Source organism: Variovorax gossypii, from assembly GCF_003965815.1.
In the GTDB taxonomy this organism is placed as follows: Bacteria; Pseudomonadota; Gammaproteobacteria; order Burkholderiales; family Burkholderiaceae_C; genus Variovorax; species Variovorax gossypii.
Map to the genome: position 1 here is coordinate 33,249 of NZ_RXOE01000013.1, position 15,967 is coordinate 49,215.

Consider the following 15,967-nt stretch of genomic DNA (forward strand, 5'->3'; position numbering starts at 1 on the left):
ACGGATGTTCCGTTCCTCAGGCCGGCGCGGTCGTGGTTTCGCTGCCTTCGGACTGCAGCCATTCGCGTGCGTGGGTGCGCAGGGCGTCTATCTGCAGCCATATCAGACCGAGTTCGGTATGGAAAGTTCGCGCCTGCGGGTCGCCGGCGCTCCCGCTTTCACCGCCGTCGGCAGTGGCCTGCGCCAGCGCGGCGCGCGCAGCCGACTCCGCCTCCGCACCGTCCGTTACATCCACCACGCCCTTTTCCAGCCCGGCTGCCAGCGCCTCGAGTGCCGCGATCGCCCCTTCGGCCGACGCATGCAGCACCGCCATCTGCGCCGAATCGGGCAGCGCCGCGCGGTGGGCACCCAGCGCCGACAGATAGCTCAGCAGCGTGTGCGAGCGGATCAGGAAGCGCAGCGCCACCCCCGCGCGCGGCCGCACGTAGCCCGGCTCGCGGAACATGTCAGACACGGCGGTCGACAGTGCAGCGTCCGCGTTGTGGTCGTTGCGCCGCGCCAGCCGGTAGTCGAGGTGGTCGCGGGCGCCGGTGCGGTACTGCACGACGATCTGCCGCAGGTAGCCTGCATGGCCGCGCATCGCGGCGGCGGCCAGCTCGTTGATGCGCCGCGCCTGCCAGTGCGGCAGCACGAGCAGCACGGCCAGCCCGGCGATGGCGCTGCCGATGGCGGTGTCGACCAGCCTCGGCACCAGCAGCACGCCGCTGTCGCCGACCTGGTTGAAGCACATCAGCACCAGCAGCGTCATCGACGCGGTGGCCAGCAGGTAGCGCGTAGTGCGGGTCGCGAAGAACAACACCCCGGCCACCACCGCGAGCACCGACTGCACCAGCGGCTGCGGAAAGAGCTGCAGCAGCGCCCAGCCTGCCACCACGCCGAGCGCGGTGCCGGCAATGCGCTGCCCCATGCGCGCGATGGTGTCGCCATAGCTCTGCTGGCAGACGAAGAGCGTGGTCAGCAGGATCCAGTAGCCCTGCGCCGGGTGAATGGCCTGCATCACGCCATAGCCCGCCACCAGCGCGATCGACAGCCGCAGCGCATGACGGAAGAGCGGCGAGCGCACGGTGAGCTGGCGCCGCACGCGCTCGACCGCGTCGCGCCACGAGCGCGGAGAGCGGTCGAACAGGCCCATCTCCGTACGGCCGGCGCGTGCCGAAGGCTGGCTGGCGCCCGCGAGCTGGCCGTCGAGCAGCGCGAGGTTGCGCGCCAGCGCTTCCACGGAAGCCAGCAGGGCGAGCCGCGCAGGGGTATCGGCCCGAGCGCGCTCGTGCTCGATGGCGCTGCGCAGGTCGGCCAGCGCCTGCACGGTTTCCGGGCCCACCTCGAAGGGTTCGCGCCGCGCGACCGACTCGGCCAGCCGCTGGCAGGCCAGCCCCTGCAGGCCCAGCACGCGTTGACAGCGGTAGAGCAGGTCGCTGTGGAAGAAGGCGTCGGCCAGCGCGTTGTAGTCGTCGTGCGAGGAGCTGGCGCGCTCGTGCACGTCCTGCGCGATCAGGTACAGCCCCCGGTAGCGCGAGATGCGCCCGGTCGGCGCCCGCGCGCCGATGCGGCGGAAGATGCTTTCCTTGGCCGCGTTGAGCTCGGTCACCACTTCCGCGTTGAGCTGCGCGAGCGCGAGCCGCTTGCGCTCGATGTCGATGCCGCGCAGCGGCTCGAAGAGCGACGCCTTGAAGCGCACGTAGTTGCCCAGCACCGTGAAGAGCGTCACCAGCCGCGCCTGCACCGGCTGCGCCGGAAAGGCCGCGCACCACAGCACCGAGAAAACGCCGTACCAGGCCGCGCCGGCCACAAGCAGCAGCGGCTCGCGTCCGCGATGCGCCACGCCATGCGAACCCATGTTCTCGATGCCGAGCGTGGCGTACATCGCGAGGATCAGCGTCGCATAGGCGATCGCCTTGTACCGCGCCTCCACCGCGCCGAGCATCGTGAGGCAGAAGGCCGAGAGCGCCAGGCCGGCGATGAACAGCAGCGGCATGCCGAAGGCCGCCTCCACCGCGAAGGCGATGGCAGCGAAGCAGCCCAGCGTGACCAGCTGCGCGCGCAGCCGGCCGCGCCAGCTGTCGTCGGTCTCGGCGAGCGCGCTGGCGATGGCGCCGAGGAACAGGGGAATCACCGCGTCGGGATGGCCGGTCCAGGCGCAAGCCGCCATGAGACTGCCGAGCGTGAGGAGGATGCGCACGGGCTGCGCGCGAGAAGCGAATGACCGCAGCTGCTGGCGCAGCGCGTCCGGAGACAGGGGAAGCATGATGGGCCGATCTTGCACGATGCATGCCACGGCCGCGTGGCACCGGCTCGAAGATTCGTCTCTTCTTTCTGTCTCTCTACCTGCTCATCTGCGCGGGCGGCGAAGGAAGCCGTGGCGCGCCGCGATCCAGCGGACTTCGTCTTCGCCGGCCGCATGGTCCGCGGACGAGCCCGCGAACAGCATCCCGTCCTCGACCAGCAGGAACCGGCGCGAGTGCGCATCGCCGTCGCCCTGCAGCACGCGCAGCGTGGCCTCGCCGAGTTCGATCCGCTCGCCCGGCGCGGGGACCACGGCGGAGGCATCGGCCCAGATGTCGCGCAGGGCTTCTTCCGCGTGGCCATGCGTCGACAGCAGCCATCGCACGCGCCCCGGCGCCGCCGCGACGAGCGCCTCGATGTGCGCGGGGCTCGCGGGCAACGCGTCGATCAACGCCCAGTCGCCGCCCGCCGTGCCCACGAAGTAGCTGTGCACCAGTGGGCCCGATGCATCGCCCGCCTCGCCCGTGACCCGCAGCACCCGGGCCGAGAGCCGCATCGCCAGCCCGGCCTCGTGCGCGTAGCGCCCGCCGCCCTGGCCGTCGGGGTCGACATGGCCGACTTCCTCGTATGCGGGTTCCTCCATGTTCACCGGCCGTCGTCCTTTGGGGCCGTCCGCCAGCCGGGGCATGACGCGCGGAATGTGCTTGAGGTCGCGCGCATGCGTCATGAGCCCGGCCACGCTGTCGAACTGCGCAAGGCCCTCGAGGATGCGCCGCGTCACGTTCATCAGCTTGAGTCCGCGCGCCGGCGCCACGGCCTCGGAGGGGCGCAGCCACATGTGCTCGACCGTCTCGCGGCCGTCCGGACGCACGCTCTGCACCTCGGGCATCGTCGCGAGAAAGAAGCGCGTGTCGAAGCGCCGCGGCATGCCCGGCGGCGTGAGCCAGTGCGAGAAGTACGCGAGCCGGTCGGTCGCGAGCTTCCAGCCATTCTGCCTGCACAGCGAGAGCAGGGCATCGGTGCCTTGCTCCGCCGCCTGGCGCATGGCCGCGAGTTGCGCCGGCGGCAGATCGTCCAATGCCACGATCTGGCCGGCGGCGTCGGTCGCGAACAGCACGCCGGCTTCCTCGAAGCATTCGCGGATCGCGGCCGCGTAGTAGTCGAGGCCGCCCTCGGACAGGCCCAGGCGTGCGCTTGCGGCACCGTCGTCGAGGCCGCTGCAGCTTTCGTGCAGGCCCCGGTCGTGCGCGTCGATCACCCCACCCGGAAACACGCTGGCGCCGCTGTTCTGGTCGTCGGCCTTCTCGGCCCGCCGCAGCATCAGCACCTCGAGGCCGTCGCTTCCGTCGCGCAGCACGATGAGGGTGGCCGCCATGCGCACGGGGCGCGGCGATGCGGGCAGGGACGAGGCATCCGGTGATCTGGCGGTCATGCCCGCATTGTCGCGCCGGCCGCTGCTGCCAAGGTGACAGCGCAAGGGCCCCGCTGTCGCGCGGAAGACCGTGCGAAACGCGGCGCGCGACTTACCGTCAAGGCACGCAAACACATCGACTCTTGCTGAAGGACGCACCATGCATTTCGAATTCACGCCCCGGGTGATCGCGCTGCGCGAGGAACTGCTCCGGTTCATGGACGAGTACGTCTACCCGAACGAGAAGCGCCACGAGGAGGAGCTGGCCGCCAACGCCCGCGCCGGCCGCCCCTACGCCGAGCTGCCGATGATGGCTGGCCTGAAGGCCAAGGCGCGCGAGCGCGGGCTGTGGAACCTGTTCCTGCCCGAGTCGGAGCACGGGCCCGGCCTGAGCAACGTCGAGTACGCGCCGCTGTGCGAGATCATGGGGCGGCGCTACTGGAGCTCCGAGATCTTCAACTGCTCCGCGCCCGACACCGGCAACATGGAAGTGCTGGCGCGCTACGGCACCAAGGCGCAGCAGGAGCGCTGGCTGAAGCCGCTGCTGGCCGGCGAGATCCGCTCCTCCTTCGCGATGACCGAGCCCGAGGTGGCATCGAGCGACGCCACCAACATCCGCTGCAGCATCCGCCGCGAGGGCGGCGAGTACGTCATCAACGGCCGCAAGTGGTACATCACCGGCGCGATGAACGAGCGCTGCGAGATCTTCGTGCTGATGGGCAAGACCGACCCCGACAACGCCGACCGCCACAAGCAGCAGTCGATGATCCTCGTGCCCAAGAACACGCCCGGCGTGACCATCGTGCGCGACATGGCGCTGCTGGGCGTGTACGACCCGCCCTTCGGCCATCCCGAGATCGTGTTCGAGAACGTGCGCGTGCCGGTCGAGAACATCCTGCTCGGCGAAGGCCGCGGCTTCGAGATCGCGCAGGGCCGCCTCGGGCCGGGCCGCATCCATCACTGCATGCGCGCCATCGGCATGGCCGAGGCCGCGCTGGAGATGATGTGCCAGCGCCTGGTGTCGCGCACCGCCTTCCACAAGCCGCTGTCGGAGCAGGGCGTGTGGCGCGAGCGCATTGCCGAGTCGCGCATGCTCATCGAGCAGTCGCGCTGGATGGTGCTCAACGCCGCCTACCGCATGGACACCGTGGGCAACAAGGTCGCCGCGAAGGAGATCGCGATGATCAAGGTGCTCACGCCCAACAACTGCGTGAAGGTGGTCGACTGGGCCATGCAGGCCTTCGGCGCGATGGGCCTGAGCCAGGACACGCTGCTCACGCACTTCTATGCCTATGAGCGCCACCTGCGGGTGGCGGACGGTCCCGACGAGGTGCACCGCAACGCGATCGCCAAGCAGGAGCTGGCGGCGTACCAGTAAGAAGGAAAGAAGGAAGAAGGCGACCGCCGCGCCGGTCAGTCGCGCACTTCCAGCGTCAACGACACCTCGGCCGCGCCTCCGCGTGGCAGCGACACGACGCCGACGGTCGTTCGGGCCGGCAGCGGTGCCTCGGGAAAGACCTGCCGCAGCAGGGCCGAGGCCGCGTCCATCACTTTCGCGTGCTCCGCGAAATCGCCGCCGGTCCGGAGATACCCGTTCAGCGTGACGACGCGGGCGATGCGCGAGAGGCTGCCCAGTTCCTCCCGCGCGGCGCGCAGCAGAGCGGCAACGGCGGCCACCGCCGCGCGCTGGCCGTGCGCCACGTCGTCCGGCCCCCGCAGCGGCCCGGCAATGACTTCGCCGTTCTCGCGCCCGACAACGCCGCTCGAATGCCACAGGTTGCCGGCCTTCGAGAAGGTGGCGTAGGTTCCGGAAGGACCGGCACGCGCCGCTTCCGGCGGGCAGAGCACTTCCAGGCGCAGATCCTCCGGTGGCTCCTCGCAGCATTCACCGCCGACCCGGCAGCCTTCCTGCGCCATCGCTTCCAACGGCAAGCCCACTTGGATGGCGGAAGGCGAGCCCATGGCTTCTCCCTGTCGCACCGTCACCGTGAGTGCGTCCCCGCCGACCAGGCCCAGGCGGCGCAAGCCCCATGCGAGTGCCGCCGCGGCGATGCCCGTGGCCGCATCTTCGGGATAGCCGGAGGATTTCGGAAACTGCCGTGCGCTGACCGCGCAGCCCTCGCCCTGCGACATCGCGTACGGATACAGGCCGGTCGAGCCCAGCCGCTCGCACAGCGACTCGACACGCGCGAAGTCCACGCGCAGGCCGTGCAGCTGCTGCGCATCCGCCAGTCGCACCAGCGTCTTCACGCGGCTGGTCGCGGCGTTGAGCACGGGCCCCACGATGCGCGCCGCATCGATGCCCAGGCACTGTGCGATTTCGTCGACCAGGGCCTGCTGCGTCACTTCCTCGACCACCGCGCGCGGCTGGCTGATCCGTACCGTGCCGTCGACGCGCTGGCCCGTCACGGTGCCGCTCAGCGTCTGGATGGCGATCGGCGAGCCGTCCCATTCGCCGCGCCGGTGCAGCAGCCAGAGCGCACCGACGGTGGCGTGGCCGCACATCTCCATTTCGTGGTTGGGCACGAAGTAGCGCATGCGCAGGGCATGCGCGGGCGTTTCGGGCTTGAGCACGAAGACCGATTCATGCCCGCTGCGCCGCGTGTATTCCTGCATCTGCGCGGTCGAGAGCGCGTCGGCATCGAGCCAGACCGGCGCGGGATTGCCGCCGGTCCCGGGGTCGGCCCCCACGAAGACGCGGATGTTGTGGGCGTGCGGAAGGTGGGTCGTCGTCATCTTCATTCGGCCTTTGCATTCACCGAGCGCGCGATGCCGCCCCAGAGCTGGATGTCGCTGCGTATCTGTGCCTGGAACGCATCGGGCGGCACGGTCCACGGCGTCACGCCCTTGGACTGCATGTCAGCGCGAAGGGCTGCATCGCGCATGGCCGCGTCGAGCGCCGCGCGCAGTCGCTGCACCACCGGCTGCGGTGTGGCCGCCGGCGCCATCAGGCCATACCAGAGCTGCGGCCTGAAGCCCTTGATGCCGACCTGCTCGAAGGTAGGCAGGCCTTCGAAGCCGGCCGAGGGCTCGCTGATCGCCAGCGCCCGCATGCGGCCGCCGCGCACCTGCGCGAGCAGCGAGGGCGGGTTGTCGAACAGCGTCTGGATCTGGCCCGCCATCAGGTCGGCCTGCGCGGGGGCCGCGCCGCGGTAGGGCACATGGGTCATCTCGATGCCGGTGCGCTGCTTGAAGAGCTCGCCCGCCAGATGGCTCAGGCTGCCGTTGCCGATGCTGCCGTAGTTGAGGGCCTGCGGATGGGCCTTGGCGTAGTCGACCAAGCCCTTCACGTCGCGCGCCGCCAGCGAGGGCGTCACCACCAGCACGAAGGGCGTGGTGCCGATGGTGCCTATGGGCACGAGGTCCTTGACCGGGTCGTAGGGCAGCTTGGGGTACACCGCGTCGGCGGAGGCGATGGTCGAGGTGGTGGCGGCCACCAGCGTGTAGCCGTCGGGGTTCGCCTTCGCGCCGAAGCCGGTGCCCACGGTGCCGCCGGCGCCGGAGCGGTTGTCGATGATCACCGACACGCCGAGGGCGGTCTGCAGCCGCTGCTGCACCGAGCGGAAGATCACGTCCGTGCCGCCGCCGGCGGGGAAGGGTACGATGATCGTCACCGGCTTGGCCGGATAGGCCGTTTCCGGGGCCGACCACGAGGCGGCGGGGCCGTACAGGATGCCGGCGGCTGCCAGCCCGATGAGCGCGCGGCGGCGCAGTGCTTGGGGTTTCATGTTTCTTGCTTGCGGGAGTGGTGTTCCCGATTCTGTTGAGCGTGCGCGAACGCGCGCGGCCGATTGCGACATGCACGAGTTCAATTGCGACAAGGAGTGGCCATGCACCTGACGAACACCCGCATACCGGCGCCGCGCCAGTCGCTGTTCGTCGAGCGCCTGTCGCACCACGCCACCATGGTCGCGAACGCGCGCGAGCGCTATGCCACCGACACCCACGTGCACGACTGCGACATGCTCTTCGTGCCGCTGGCGGGACGCTTCAGCGTCAGCGATGCGCAGGGCGGCGCGCAGACCCTGGGCCCGGGGCACTTCCTCTGGTTCGCCGCCGGCAGCGCGCATTCGACCACCACGCTCACGGCGGGGCAGACGCACGTCGCGGTCTATGTGGACCCCGGGCTGTGGGCGACCGCGCTGCAGGCGCAGGGCGTTTCGGCTCCATTGCAGGGCATGCGCGCGGGCAGCACGGCGCTGCGTGCGCTGTCGCAGCGGATGTTCGAGTCGGCGAAGGCCGGCACCGCGGAGAACTACGCGCTGTGCGGTGCGCTCGTCATGGAGGCGGCGCGGCTTGGCGGCAATCCGCTGTCGGACGGTGATCCCACCTCGGCACTGCTGGTGGCCGAACTGCTCGCGGAGGCCATCGAAGCCGATCTTTCACAGCCGCTGTCGCTGGAGGCCTTCGCGCAGCAGCACCGTCTTTCGCGCCGGCAGGTGGAGCGCGTCTTCCGCGCGAAGCACGGCGTGTCGCCGCTGGCCTACCTGCAGCGCAGGCGGCTGGAGCGCGCGGAGTATCTGCTCAGGAACACGTGCGATTCGGTGCTTTCCATCGCGCTGCAGGTGGGCTGGGAGTCGGGCTCGTACCTGTCCCGGATGCTGGAGAAGACCTGGGCGAAGACCGCCACGCAGATCCGCGCCTCGGGTCTCGACGGCAGCGGCGACTAGGGCCTGTTCACACTATTTCCAGGGTTGCGTTGGCGCTCCTGGCGTGTGCGCATGCACACGCGTCGTCGCGCGCCTTGATTGGCCCGCCCTGGCTGCCCTTCGCGACCCCGGAAATAGTGTGAACAGGCCCTAGCCCACCGGCGCCTCCCACGCGAAGCCCACGCCATACACGGACCGTATCCAGTCGTGCTCCGGCGTCACGGCGCCGAGCTTGCGGCGCAGGTTCTTCACGTGGCTGTCGATGGCGCGCTCCGTCACGTCGACCGTGTCGTCGTAGGCCAACTCGAGCAGTCGGGCGCGCGAGAAGATGCGGCCCGGGTGCCGCGAGAGCACCTGCAGCAGCCCGAACTCGCGCCGCGTGAGGTTCAGCGGCGTGCCTTCGAGCGATGCGCGCCAGTGCACGTCGTCCAGCACCAGCCCCGGCGCGTCGTTCTGCGAGCCCGAGCCCTGCGCCAGGCCCGGCGCGGTGCGGCGCAGCACCGCGCGAACGCGGGCCACCAGCTCGCGCGGGGAGAAGGGCTTGCACACGTAGTCGTCGGCGCCGAGTTCCAGGCCCAGCAGCCGGTCGACCTCCTCGATGCGCGCGGTCAGCATGATGATCGGGTGCGTCGTGTGCTCGCGCGCGCGGCGCAGCACCTCGATGCCGTCGAGCCGCGGCAGCATGATGTCCAGCAGCGTGAGGTCGGGCGGCGTCGCGACGATGCTTTCGAGCGCGCTCTGCCCGTCGATGAAGTGCTCGGTTTCGTAGCCTGCGTGGCGCAGGTAGTCCTGCACCACCGAGGCGATGTCGGTTTCGTCTTCGACGATGACGATGCGTGTCATGACGTTGCTGCCAGTGGAAGGGTGAGGGTCAGGCGCAGGCCGCCCAGGGGCGAGGCCGACGCGTCGATGGTGCCGCCGTGCGCCTCGATGGTCGCGCGGCAGATGGAAAGGCCCAGCCCCGAGCCGCCGAGTTCGCGGCTGCGCGAGGTCTCGCCGCGGAACAGCCGGTCGAAGAGGCGAGGCAGCTCGGCCTCGGGCACGCCCGGCGCGCTGTCGTCGAACACCAGCGTGATGCGGTTGCCGGTCCACGCGCCATCGACCAGGACATCGATGTGCAGCTCGCCGCCCTGGTCGGTGTAGGCCAGCGTGTTCTCCAGCAGGTTCATGAAGACCTGGTGCAGCCGGTGCGCGTCGCCCTCGACGGCGGGTTGCGCCGATGCCCCGATGCGGTCGACGGCGCGGCGATCCACCGTGATGCCGCGCGCGGCGAAGCGGTCGCGGGTGTGGTCGAGCGCCTCCTTCAGCAGCGACAGCGGAAACACCGTGGCCGTGAGCAGGTCGTTCTGCGGCTCGCGCATGCTGCTTCGCAGGTTGTCGACCAGCTGGCCCAGGCGGATCACCTGCCGGTGCAGCCGCAGGGCGGTGCGTTCGTCGAAGGTGCGCACGCCGTCCTGCAGCGCCTCGATTTCCGCGCGCATGGCGGCCAGCGGCGTGCGCAGCTCGTGGGCCGCGTCGGCCAGCCAGGCGCGGCGCGAGGCTTCCATGGTGTCGAGCCGTTGCGCCATGTCGTTGAAGGTGCGGCCCAGCAGCGCCAGCTCGTCCGAGCCCTGCACCGCGACGCGGGTGGAAAGCCGGCCGCGCGCCACGTCCTGCGCGGCCTGGGTGAGCTCGTCGATGGGCCTGAACCAGCGGCGCGCCAGCAGCCACGAGAGCACCAGCGCGAAGCCGAGGCCGCACAGGCCGGTGAGCACGATCACGCCGGACTGCCGCGCGACGAAGGCTCGGTCGGCTTCGCTCTCCAGGCCCTGCAGCGGCGTGAGCGCCAGGTAGCCGATGACGGTGCGGTCGCGGCGGATCGGCGTGCGCGCGGCGTTCGCGAGGTCGACCTCGGCGCCCACCACGCGCGAGCCGTGCGCGTCGAGCAGGGCCAGCCGCTGGAAGATGGAGTCCGGCATGTCGCGCGGATCGCGGAAGAACCACGGCGGCGGCACGGTCGGCAGCCGGCGCGGCGTCAGCTCGAGCTGGGGCGACGACAGCCCCGAATCCGAAGGCGGCGGGGGCGGCGGCCTGCCGCCGTCGGCGCCTTCGCCACCACCGCCTCCATCAGGGGGAGGATTCCCGCGCATGGTGCGGTACTCGTACCAGGGCGGCAGCCGCCGTTCGTCGCCATTGCCGTTGCCGGCGGTGTCGAGCGCGGCGGCCATCCGGCCCATCTGCAGGCGGCGCCAGGCGTCGTCGTTGTTGTGCAGGCCCTTCCAGTCGCCGTTGGTGGCGTAGTACTTCTGCAGCTGCTGCGCGAGCCAGTCCATGCGCCGGATCTCGATCTCGGCCACGTAGGAGCCCAGGCCGCGTTGCAGCGCGATGATCGACAGGCCCGCGAAACTGATCAGCAGCACGATCAACAGCGCGGCCAGCGCCAGGAAGATCTTTCTGGAAAGGGTCAGGTGAGGCATGGGCTCGGGGGAGGCATTGCCGCATTCTGCGGCATGCATGGCGGACGGGCGAGGGGAGGCAGGGTGGGTCGACAGCCGATCATCGCGGCCGAATGTGGAGGAATCTGGGAGAAATGTTCTCCATCATTTCTCCCCGATCGGCCTGCACGATGCAGCCCATGACTCCGCACATGGACCTGCCGCTGTCGCTGCTGCTGGCGATCACGGTGTTTTTCTGGCTGCTCGCCCAGGCCTGGACACTGATCGTCTTCTGGGCGGAGAGCCGGGCCACGCGGCCCTCCCCGCCCGATGCGGCGGAAGAAGAAAAACGCACTCCATGACGACTCTTCCCGATTCCCAGGCGCCCATCGGGCGCCGCGGCCTGCTGGCCGCCCTCGGCGCGGCCGGCCTCTCGGCCGCCGCGAGCCCGGCACCCGCCGCCGCGCGGCAACTGCCGCTTACCGCGCAGACCACCGAAGGGCCCTACTACCTCGACCTTGCCCTGGAGCGTTCGGACATCACCGAAGGACTCGACGGCGTGCCGCTCGAGGTGCGCTTCACCGTGTGCGACGCGGCCGGCCGTCCGCTGCCGAAGCTGCGCGTGGACCTCTGGCACTGCGACGCGCAGGGCCGCTACTCGGGCTTCGGCGAGCAGGGCGACGACCGCGCGCTCTCCTTCGAGGGCAAGACCTTCCTGCGCGGCAGCCAGCGCACCGACCGCGAGGGCGCGGTCTTCTTCCGCAGCGTGTACCCGGGCTGGTACGCGGGGCGCACCACGCACATCCATTTCAAGGTGATCAACGGCGCCCGTGCGGTGCTCACCTCCCAGTTCTTCCTGCCCGATGCGCTCAGCGAGTTCCTCTACACGCAGGTCTCGCCCTATCAGCGCTCGCGGCTGCGCGACACGCTGAACAGCGCCGACGGCATCGCGCTGAAGGCCGGTGCCACGGTGCTCGGCTCGGTGCGCGAGGAGCGCCAGCGCTATGTCGCCACGCTCGCGCTGGTGGTCGACCCGGCGGCGAGCCCGGCGATCGACCGGCCGCCGCGTCCCGGCGGTCCGCCGCACGCGGGGATGCCTCCCGGAGGCATGCCGCCCGACGGCCTGCGCATGCCGCGTCCGCGCTCGCCGGAGGGCGCGGCGCGCATACGCGCGATCGTGCCGCCGCGCGCCGAAGGCTGAGTGCCTGGCCCCTTTCAGGCCGGCCGCTCCGCGAAGCTGAAGCCCACGCCGTAGACCGAGCGGATCCACTCGTGCGAAGGCACGGCGGCCGCCAGCTTCTTGCGCAGGTTCTTGATGTGGCCGTCCACGGCGCGCTCGTTGACGTCGAAGGCTTCCGGAAACGCCGCCTCGAGCAGCTTGGAGCGCGTGAACACCCGGCCCGGGTCGCGCGACAGCGCCCGCAGCAGCAGCAGTTCGCGGCGCGTCAGCGTCAGCGCCTGCCCTTCCAGGCAGGCATTGCCGCGCGGATCGTCGAAGCGCACCGCCGTCGAGGGCCTAGCGACGCTGTCGCGCCACTGCGAATGCCGGCGCAGCACCGTCTGGATGCGCGCCACCACCTCGCGCGGCGAGAAGGGCTTGCAGACATAGTCGTCGGCACCCATGTCCAGCGCCAGCAGGCGGTCGGCCTCGTGGCTGCGCCCCGTCAGCATGATGATCGGGTGGTTGCAGTGCGATCGCACCTTCTCCAGCACCCGGATGCCGTCGATGCGCGGCGGCACCACGTCCAGCAGGGTGAGCGCCGGGGGCTCGCCCAGGATGCGCTCCAGCGCGGCCTCGCCGTCGCCGATGCGTTCGATCTCATGGCCCGCGCCGAGCAGGTGGCCCAGCAGCAGCGAGGCGCTGTCGTGGCGTTCGTCCTCCACCAGCAGGATTCGACCCATGGCCAGGACTCCTTGCGCTCAGAACGAGGTTCCGATCTGGAACTGGAAGCGCTGCGTGCGGTCGGCCGCGATGTTGTTGGCCGTGTCTTCCTTCTGGTAGATCAGCGGCACCGCATAGGCCAGCCGCAGCGGCCCCAGCGGCGAGATCCAGCTGATGCCGATGCCGGTGGAGGCACGGATGCGGTTCTGCGCCTTCCATTGAGCATCCGTCATGCCGGCCGTGCGATCGGCGAACACGTTGCCCGCGTCGAAGAAGGTGTACAGGCGCAGCGTCTTGTCGTTGCCCGCGCCCGGGAAGGGCGTGCTGAACTCCATGTTGAAGATCGCCTTGCGCGTGCCGCCGAGCGCGCCTTCGGTGACCGAGTCCTTCGGGCCCAGCGAGTTCTGCTCGAAGCCGCGGATCGAGCCCAGGCCGCCGGCGTAGAAGTTCTTGAAGATCGGATAGGTGCTGTCGCCCAGCGCGCGCGCATAGCCGAGCTGGCCGTTGATGGCCAGCGTGTACTGCTTCGACAGCGGGAAGTACTGCTGGTACTGGTAGTTGGTCTTCAGGTAGCGCAGCTCGCTGCCCACGCCCATCTCGAGGTTGGCGCTCTGCAGGCGGCCGCGCGTGGGCACCAGCGCGCTGTCGCGGTCGTCGCGCGACCAGCCCAGCGTGGCGGGGATGGCGATCATGCTCGACTTGGCGCAGCTCACGCTCGGGGCGGTGCCCGTGCACTTGAAGTAGTCGAGGTACGCCTGCGGCGTGGCGGTGTACACGTACGAGCCGTCGACCAGCGTGTAGGTGCCGTTGGTGCCGGGCGTGAACGACCAGCGCTCCAGCCCGATGCCCAGGAACACCGTGTCCTGCTCGCCCACCGGGAAGCCGAAGCGCACCGAGCCGCCGTCGCTCGCGAGCTTGTAGTTGCCGTCGGCCTCGTAGTAGGGGCGCGTGGTGGTGTGGAACACGTTCAGCGTGCGCGAGATGCCGTCCTTGGTGAAGTACGGGTCGGTCGCCGTGAGCGAGATGGTGCGGTTGTACGAACTGGTGTTCACGCTCAGGCCCAGGTAGTTGCCGCTGCCGAACACGTTCTCCTGCGTGATGCCGAAGGTCAGAGAGACCTTGTCGGTGGAGGAGTAGCCCGCGCCCAGCTGCAGCGAGCCGGTGGGCTTCTCGGTCACGTTCACGGCCAGGTCGACCTGGTCGGGCGAGCCGGGCACGTCGACGGTATCGACGTTCACGTCGGTGAAGAAGCCCAGGCGGTCGACGCGGTCGCGCGAGGCGCGGATCTTGTTGCCGTCGTACCAGGCGCCCTCGTACTGGCGGAACTCGCGGCGGATCACTTCGTCGCGCGTCCTGGAGTTGCCGCCGATGTTGATGCGCCGCACGTAGGCGCGGCGCGAAGCCTCGGCCTTCAGCACCAGCGTCACGCGGTTGTTCGCGCGGTCGATCTCGGGGTCGGCCTTCACGCGCGCGAAGGCGTAGCCGAAGGTGCCGAAGTAGTCGGTGAAGGCCTTGGTGGTGGCGGCCACGTCCTCGCCGTTGTAGGGCCGACCGGGGCGGATGGTCACCAGCGTCTTGAACTCGTCCTCGTGGCCCATGTAGTCGCCCGCGAGCTTCACGCCGGCCACCACGAACTTCTCGCCTTCCGTGATGTTGATCGTGAGGGTCAGGGTCTGGCGGTCGGGCGAGATGGCGACCTGCGTCGAGTCGATGCGGAACTCCAGGTAGCCGCGCGTGATGTAGTAGGAGCGCAGCGTCTCCAGGTCGCCGTTGAACTTGGTGCGCGAGTACTGGTTGGACTTGGTGTACCAGTCGAGCCAGCCGCCCGTGTCCTGGTCGAACAGGTCGAGCAGCGTGCTCTCGCTGAAGGCCTTGTTGCCGACCACGTGCACTTCCTTGATGCGCGCGGGCTCGCCCTCGGTCACCGTGAAGGTCAGGTTCACGCGGTTCTTCTCCAGCGGCGTGACGGTGGTGATGACCTGCGCGTTGTAGAGGCTGCGGCTGATGTACTGCCGCTTGAGCTCCTGCTCGGCACGGTCGGCCAGCGCCTTGTCGTAGGCCTGCCCGTCGGCCAGCCCGATCTCGCGCAGCGCCTTCTGCAGCGCGGCCTTGTCAAATTCCTTGGTTCCCACGAAGTCGACGTCGGCGATGGTGGGGCGCTCTTCCACCACCACCACCAGCACGTTGCCGTTCACGTCGATGCGCACGTCCTTGAAGAGGCCGAGCTTGAACAGCTCGCGGATGGCGGCGCTGCCGCGTTCGTCGCTGTAGGTGTCGCCGGCTCGCAGGCCCATGGTGGCGAAGACGGTGCCGGCTTCGACGCGCTGAAGGCCTTCGAGCCGGATGTCCCTGATGGTGAACGGATCGAATGCCCAGGCGGGAGAAGCGGCGATGGAGGCAAGCAGCACGGCTGCAGCTGCGAGTGACTTGGGAAACTGCATCGCCGCATGGTTCCCGCCAATGTCGGAGAAATTTGGGACTTTTCCCCGCCCGCCCCGGAGTGCTCGGGGTCTTTACCTCGGCTTTGCCTTACTGCAACCCCATTGCGTTCGGCGCGGACCATGCCGGCATTGCGACGGCTTCCGGCACCTGGCCGCTTCTTTCGCGGCAGTTGCGCAGATGGTCGTCGATCGTCAGGTCGCCCTGTATCTCGAGCAGGCGCTCCACGGTGCGGTCGACGGCCCTGTCGTCCAGCAGCGGGTAGTTGCGCGCGAGGCGGCCGTTGTTGCGCACCAGGCGCGCGATGTAGGGCAGGTCCTGCTGCGTGATCACGGCTGCAGGCATCACGCCCTCGAGCTCGATGCCCTCGCAGGGCAGAAGCACGAAGTACTGCAGCCGCAGCTCGTCGGAAAGCAGGGCGCGCAGCTGCGAGGTCTTGCGTCCGCCCTGCCATGCGGGGTCTTTCACCTCGCGCGCGCTCTTGCCCCCGTGCAGCCGCAGGAACCAGCGCGGCGGGGACTGGTCCGACTTCTTGCGGTAGACGAAGGCGTTGCGCCAGGCCTTGATCTCGAAGAGGTAGACGCCGGTCTCGCACACCAGCACCGCGTCGATGCGCGCGGTGGGCACCGTGTGGCCCTCGGGCATCGGGATGATGAGGTTGCGAAGAATGCGCAGGTACGAAAAGGTGGGGCTGAACGCGTTGGCGAGCTGCTGCACACCCAGCGAGGTGGCGGTAGTGCTTGGCGGCAAGGCGATGGTCATGGAGAGCTCCTTCGATCGCAGGAGCATCGCGCCGCTTTTGGGAGACTTCTTGAACGAGGTGTTTCCTTCGGTCGATGGCGATGGTTTGCGTGCAAACAACAGTTCTCGCAAAGCAATGGCCAACCACAAGATTCCTCCGAATTTGAACGGGACCATGCGTGTCGGCTGCTCGATGGAGAGCCGCTGC

Annotated in this window: 14 protein-coding genes; 5 read left to right on the top strand and 9 right to left on the bottom strand. The window is 69.6% G+C overall.

Annotated elements, in window-relative coordinates:
• Positions 1-16 precede the first annotated feature (16 nt).
• Together yccS and EJP69_RS29280 are read right to left on the bottom strand one after the other, a co-directional pair.
• Positions 17-2,245 carry a YccS family putative transporter gene (yccS, locus tag EJP69_RS29275; RefSeq protein WP_126473945.1) on the bottom strand — a complete coding sequence of 743 codons (2,229 nt, stop codon included), beginning with the start codon at positions 2,243-2,245 and terminating at the stop codon, positions 17-19.
• A gap of 84 nt (positions 2,246-2,329) precedes the next feature.
• Complete coding sequence (locus EJP69_RS29280) at positions 2,330-3,655, bottom strand: NUDIX domain-containing protein (RefSeq protein ID WP_126473947.1); 1,326 nt, start codon at positions 3,653-3,655, stop codon at positions 2,330-2,332.
• 139 nt (positions 3,656-3,794) lie between these two features.
• Between EJP69_RS29280 and EJP69_RS29285 the strand changes: the two genes are divergently transcribed.
• Entirely contained in the window at positions 3,795-5,012 is a 1,218-nt protein-coding gene (locus EJP69_RS29285) for an acyl-CoA dehydrogenase family protein (RefSeq protein WP_126473949.1), read from the top strand.
• Positions 5,013-5,047: 35 nt separating this feature from the next.
• Here EJP69_RS29285 and EJP69_RS29290 read toward each other — a convergent pair whose 3' ends face one another.
• Both EJP69_RS29290 and EJP69_RS29295 read right to left on the bottom strand, forming a co-directional pair.
• Complete coding sequence (locus EJP69_RS29290) at positions 5,048-6,370, bottom strand: PhzF family phenazine biosynthesis isomerase (RefSeq protein ID WP_126473951.1); 1,323 nt, start codon at positions 6,368-6,370, stop codon at positions 5,048-5,050.
• A gap of 2 nt (positions 6,371-6,372) precedes the next feature.
• Positions 6,373-7,362, bottom strand: coding sequence for a Bug family tripartite tricarboxylate transporter substrate binding protein (locus tag EJP69_RS29295; protein ID WP_170217265.1), 990 nt, complete (start codon positions 7,360-7,362; stop codon positions 6,373-6,375).
• A 102-nt stretch (positions 7,363-7,464) separates the two neighbouring features.
• Here EJP69_RS29295 and EJP69_RS29300 point away from each other — a divergent pair, with 102 nt between their 5' ends.
• Positions 7,465-8,304, top strand: a complete 840-nt coding sequence (locus tag EJP69_RS29300; protein ID WP_126473954.1) for an AraC family transcriptional regulator — start codon at positions 7,465-7,467, stop codon at positions 8,302-8,304.
• Between the two features lie 129 nt (positions 8,305-8,433).
• Here the strand turns inward: EJP69_RS29300 and EJP69_RS29305 are convergent, their stop codons facing one another.
• Together EJP69_RS29305 and EJP69_RS29310 are read right to left on the bottom strand one after the other, a co-directional pair.
• Positions 8,434-9,126, bottom strand: a complete 693-nt coding sequence (locus tag EJP69_RS29305; RefSeq protein WP_126473956.1) for a response regulator — start codon at positions 9,124-9,126, stop codon at positions 8,434-8,436.
• Positions 9,123-10,739 carry an ATP-binding protein gene (locus EJP69_RS29310; protein WP_126473958.1) on the bottom strand — a complete coding sequence of 539 codons (1,617 nt, stop codon included), beginning with the start codon at positions 10,737-10,739 and terminating at the stop codon, positions 9,123-9,125. The genes EJP69_RS29305 and EJP69_RS29310 overlap by 4 nt, the downstream gene beginning before the upstream one ends.
• A 113-nt stretch (positions 10,740-10,852) precedes the next feature.
• Here EJP69_RS29310 and EJP69_RS29315 point away from each other — a divergent pair, with 113 nt between their 5' ends.
• Together EJP69_RS29315 and EJP69_RS29320 are read left to right on the top strand one after the other, a co-directional pair.
• The gene (locus tag EJP69_RS29315) at positions 10,853-11,059 is read left to right on the top strand and encodes a hypothetical protein (protein ID WP_240652332.1); all 207 of its coding nucleotides are present in this window, start codon (positions 10,853-10,855) and stop codon (positions 11,057-11,059) included.
• Entirely contained in the window at positions 11,056-11,898 is an 843-nt protein-coding gene (locus tag EJP69_RS29320; protein WP_126473960.1) for an intradiol ring-cleavage dioxygenase, read from the top strand. Before EJP69_RS29315 ends, EJP69_RS29320 begins: the two co-directional genes overlap by 4 nt.
• 14 nt (positions 11,899-11,912) lie before the next feature.
• Here the strand turns inward: EJP69_RS29320 and EJP69_RS29325 are convergent, their stop codons facing one another.
• The 3 genes from EJP69_RS29325 to EJP69_RS29335 all read right to left on the bottom strand — a co-directional run bounded on the left by EJP69_RS29325 (position 11,913) and on the right by EJP69_RS29335 (position 15,780).
• Entirely contained in the window at positions 11,913-12,599 is a 687-nt protein-coding gene (locus EJP69_RS29325) for a winged helix-turn-helix domain-containing protein (protein ID WP_093209769.1), read from the bottom strand.
• An 18-nt stretch (positions 12,600-12,617) separates the two neighbouring features.
• Complete coding sequence (gene bamA / locus EJP69_RS29330; protein ID WP_126473962.1) at positions 12,618-15,020, bottom strand: outer membrane protein assembly factor BamA; 2,403 nt, start codon at positions 15,018-15,020, stop codon at positions 12,618-12,620.
• An 88-nt stretch (positions 15,021-15,108) separates the two neighbouring features.
• On the bottom strand, positions 15,109-15,780 hold the full coding sequence (locus EJP69_RS29335) for a nuclease-related domain-containing protein (protein WP_093209829.1): 672 nt from the start codon (positions 15,778-15,780) through the stop codon (positions 15,109-15,111).
• Between EJP69_RS29335 and EJP69_RS29760 the strand changes: the two genes are divergently transcribed.
• The coding region (locus EJP69_RS29760) for a hypothetical protein (RefSeq protein WP_206169403.1) at positions 15,779-15,967 on the top strand (189 nt) is incomplete at its 3' end. The genes EJP69_RS29335 and EJP69_RS29760 overlap by 2 nt on opposite strands.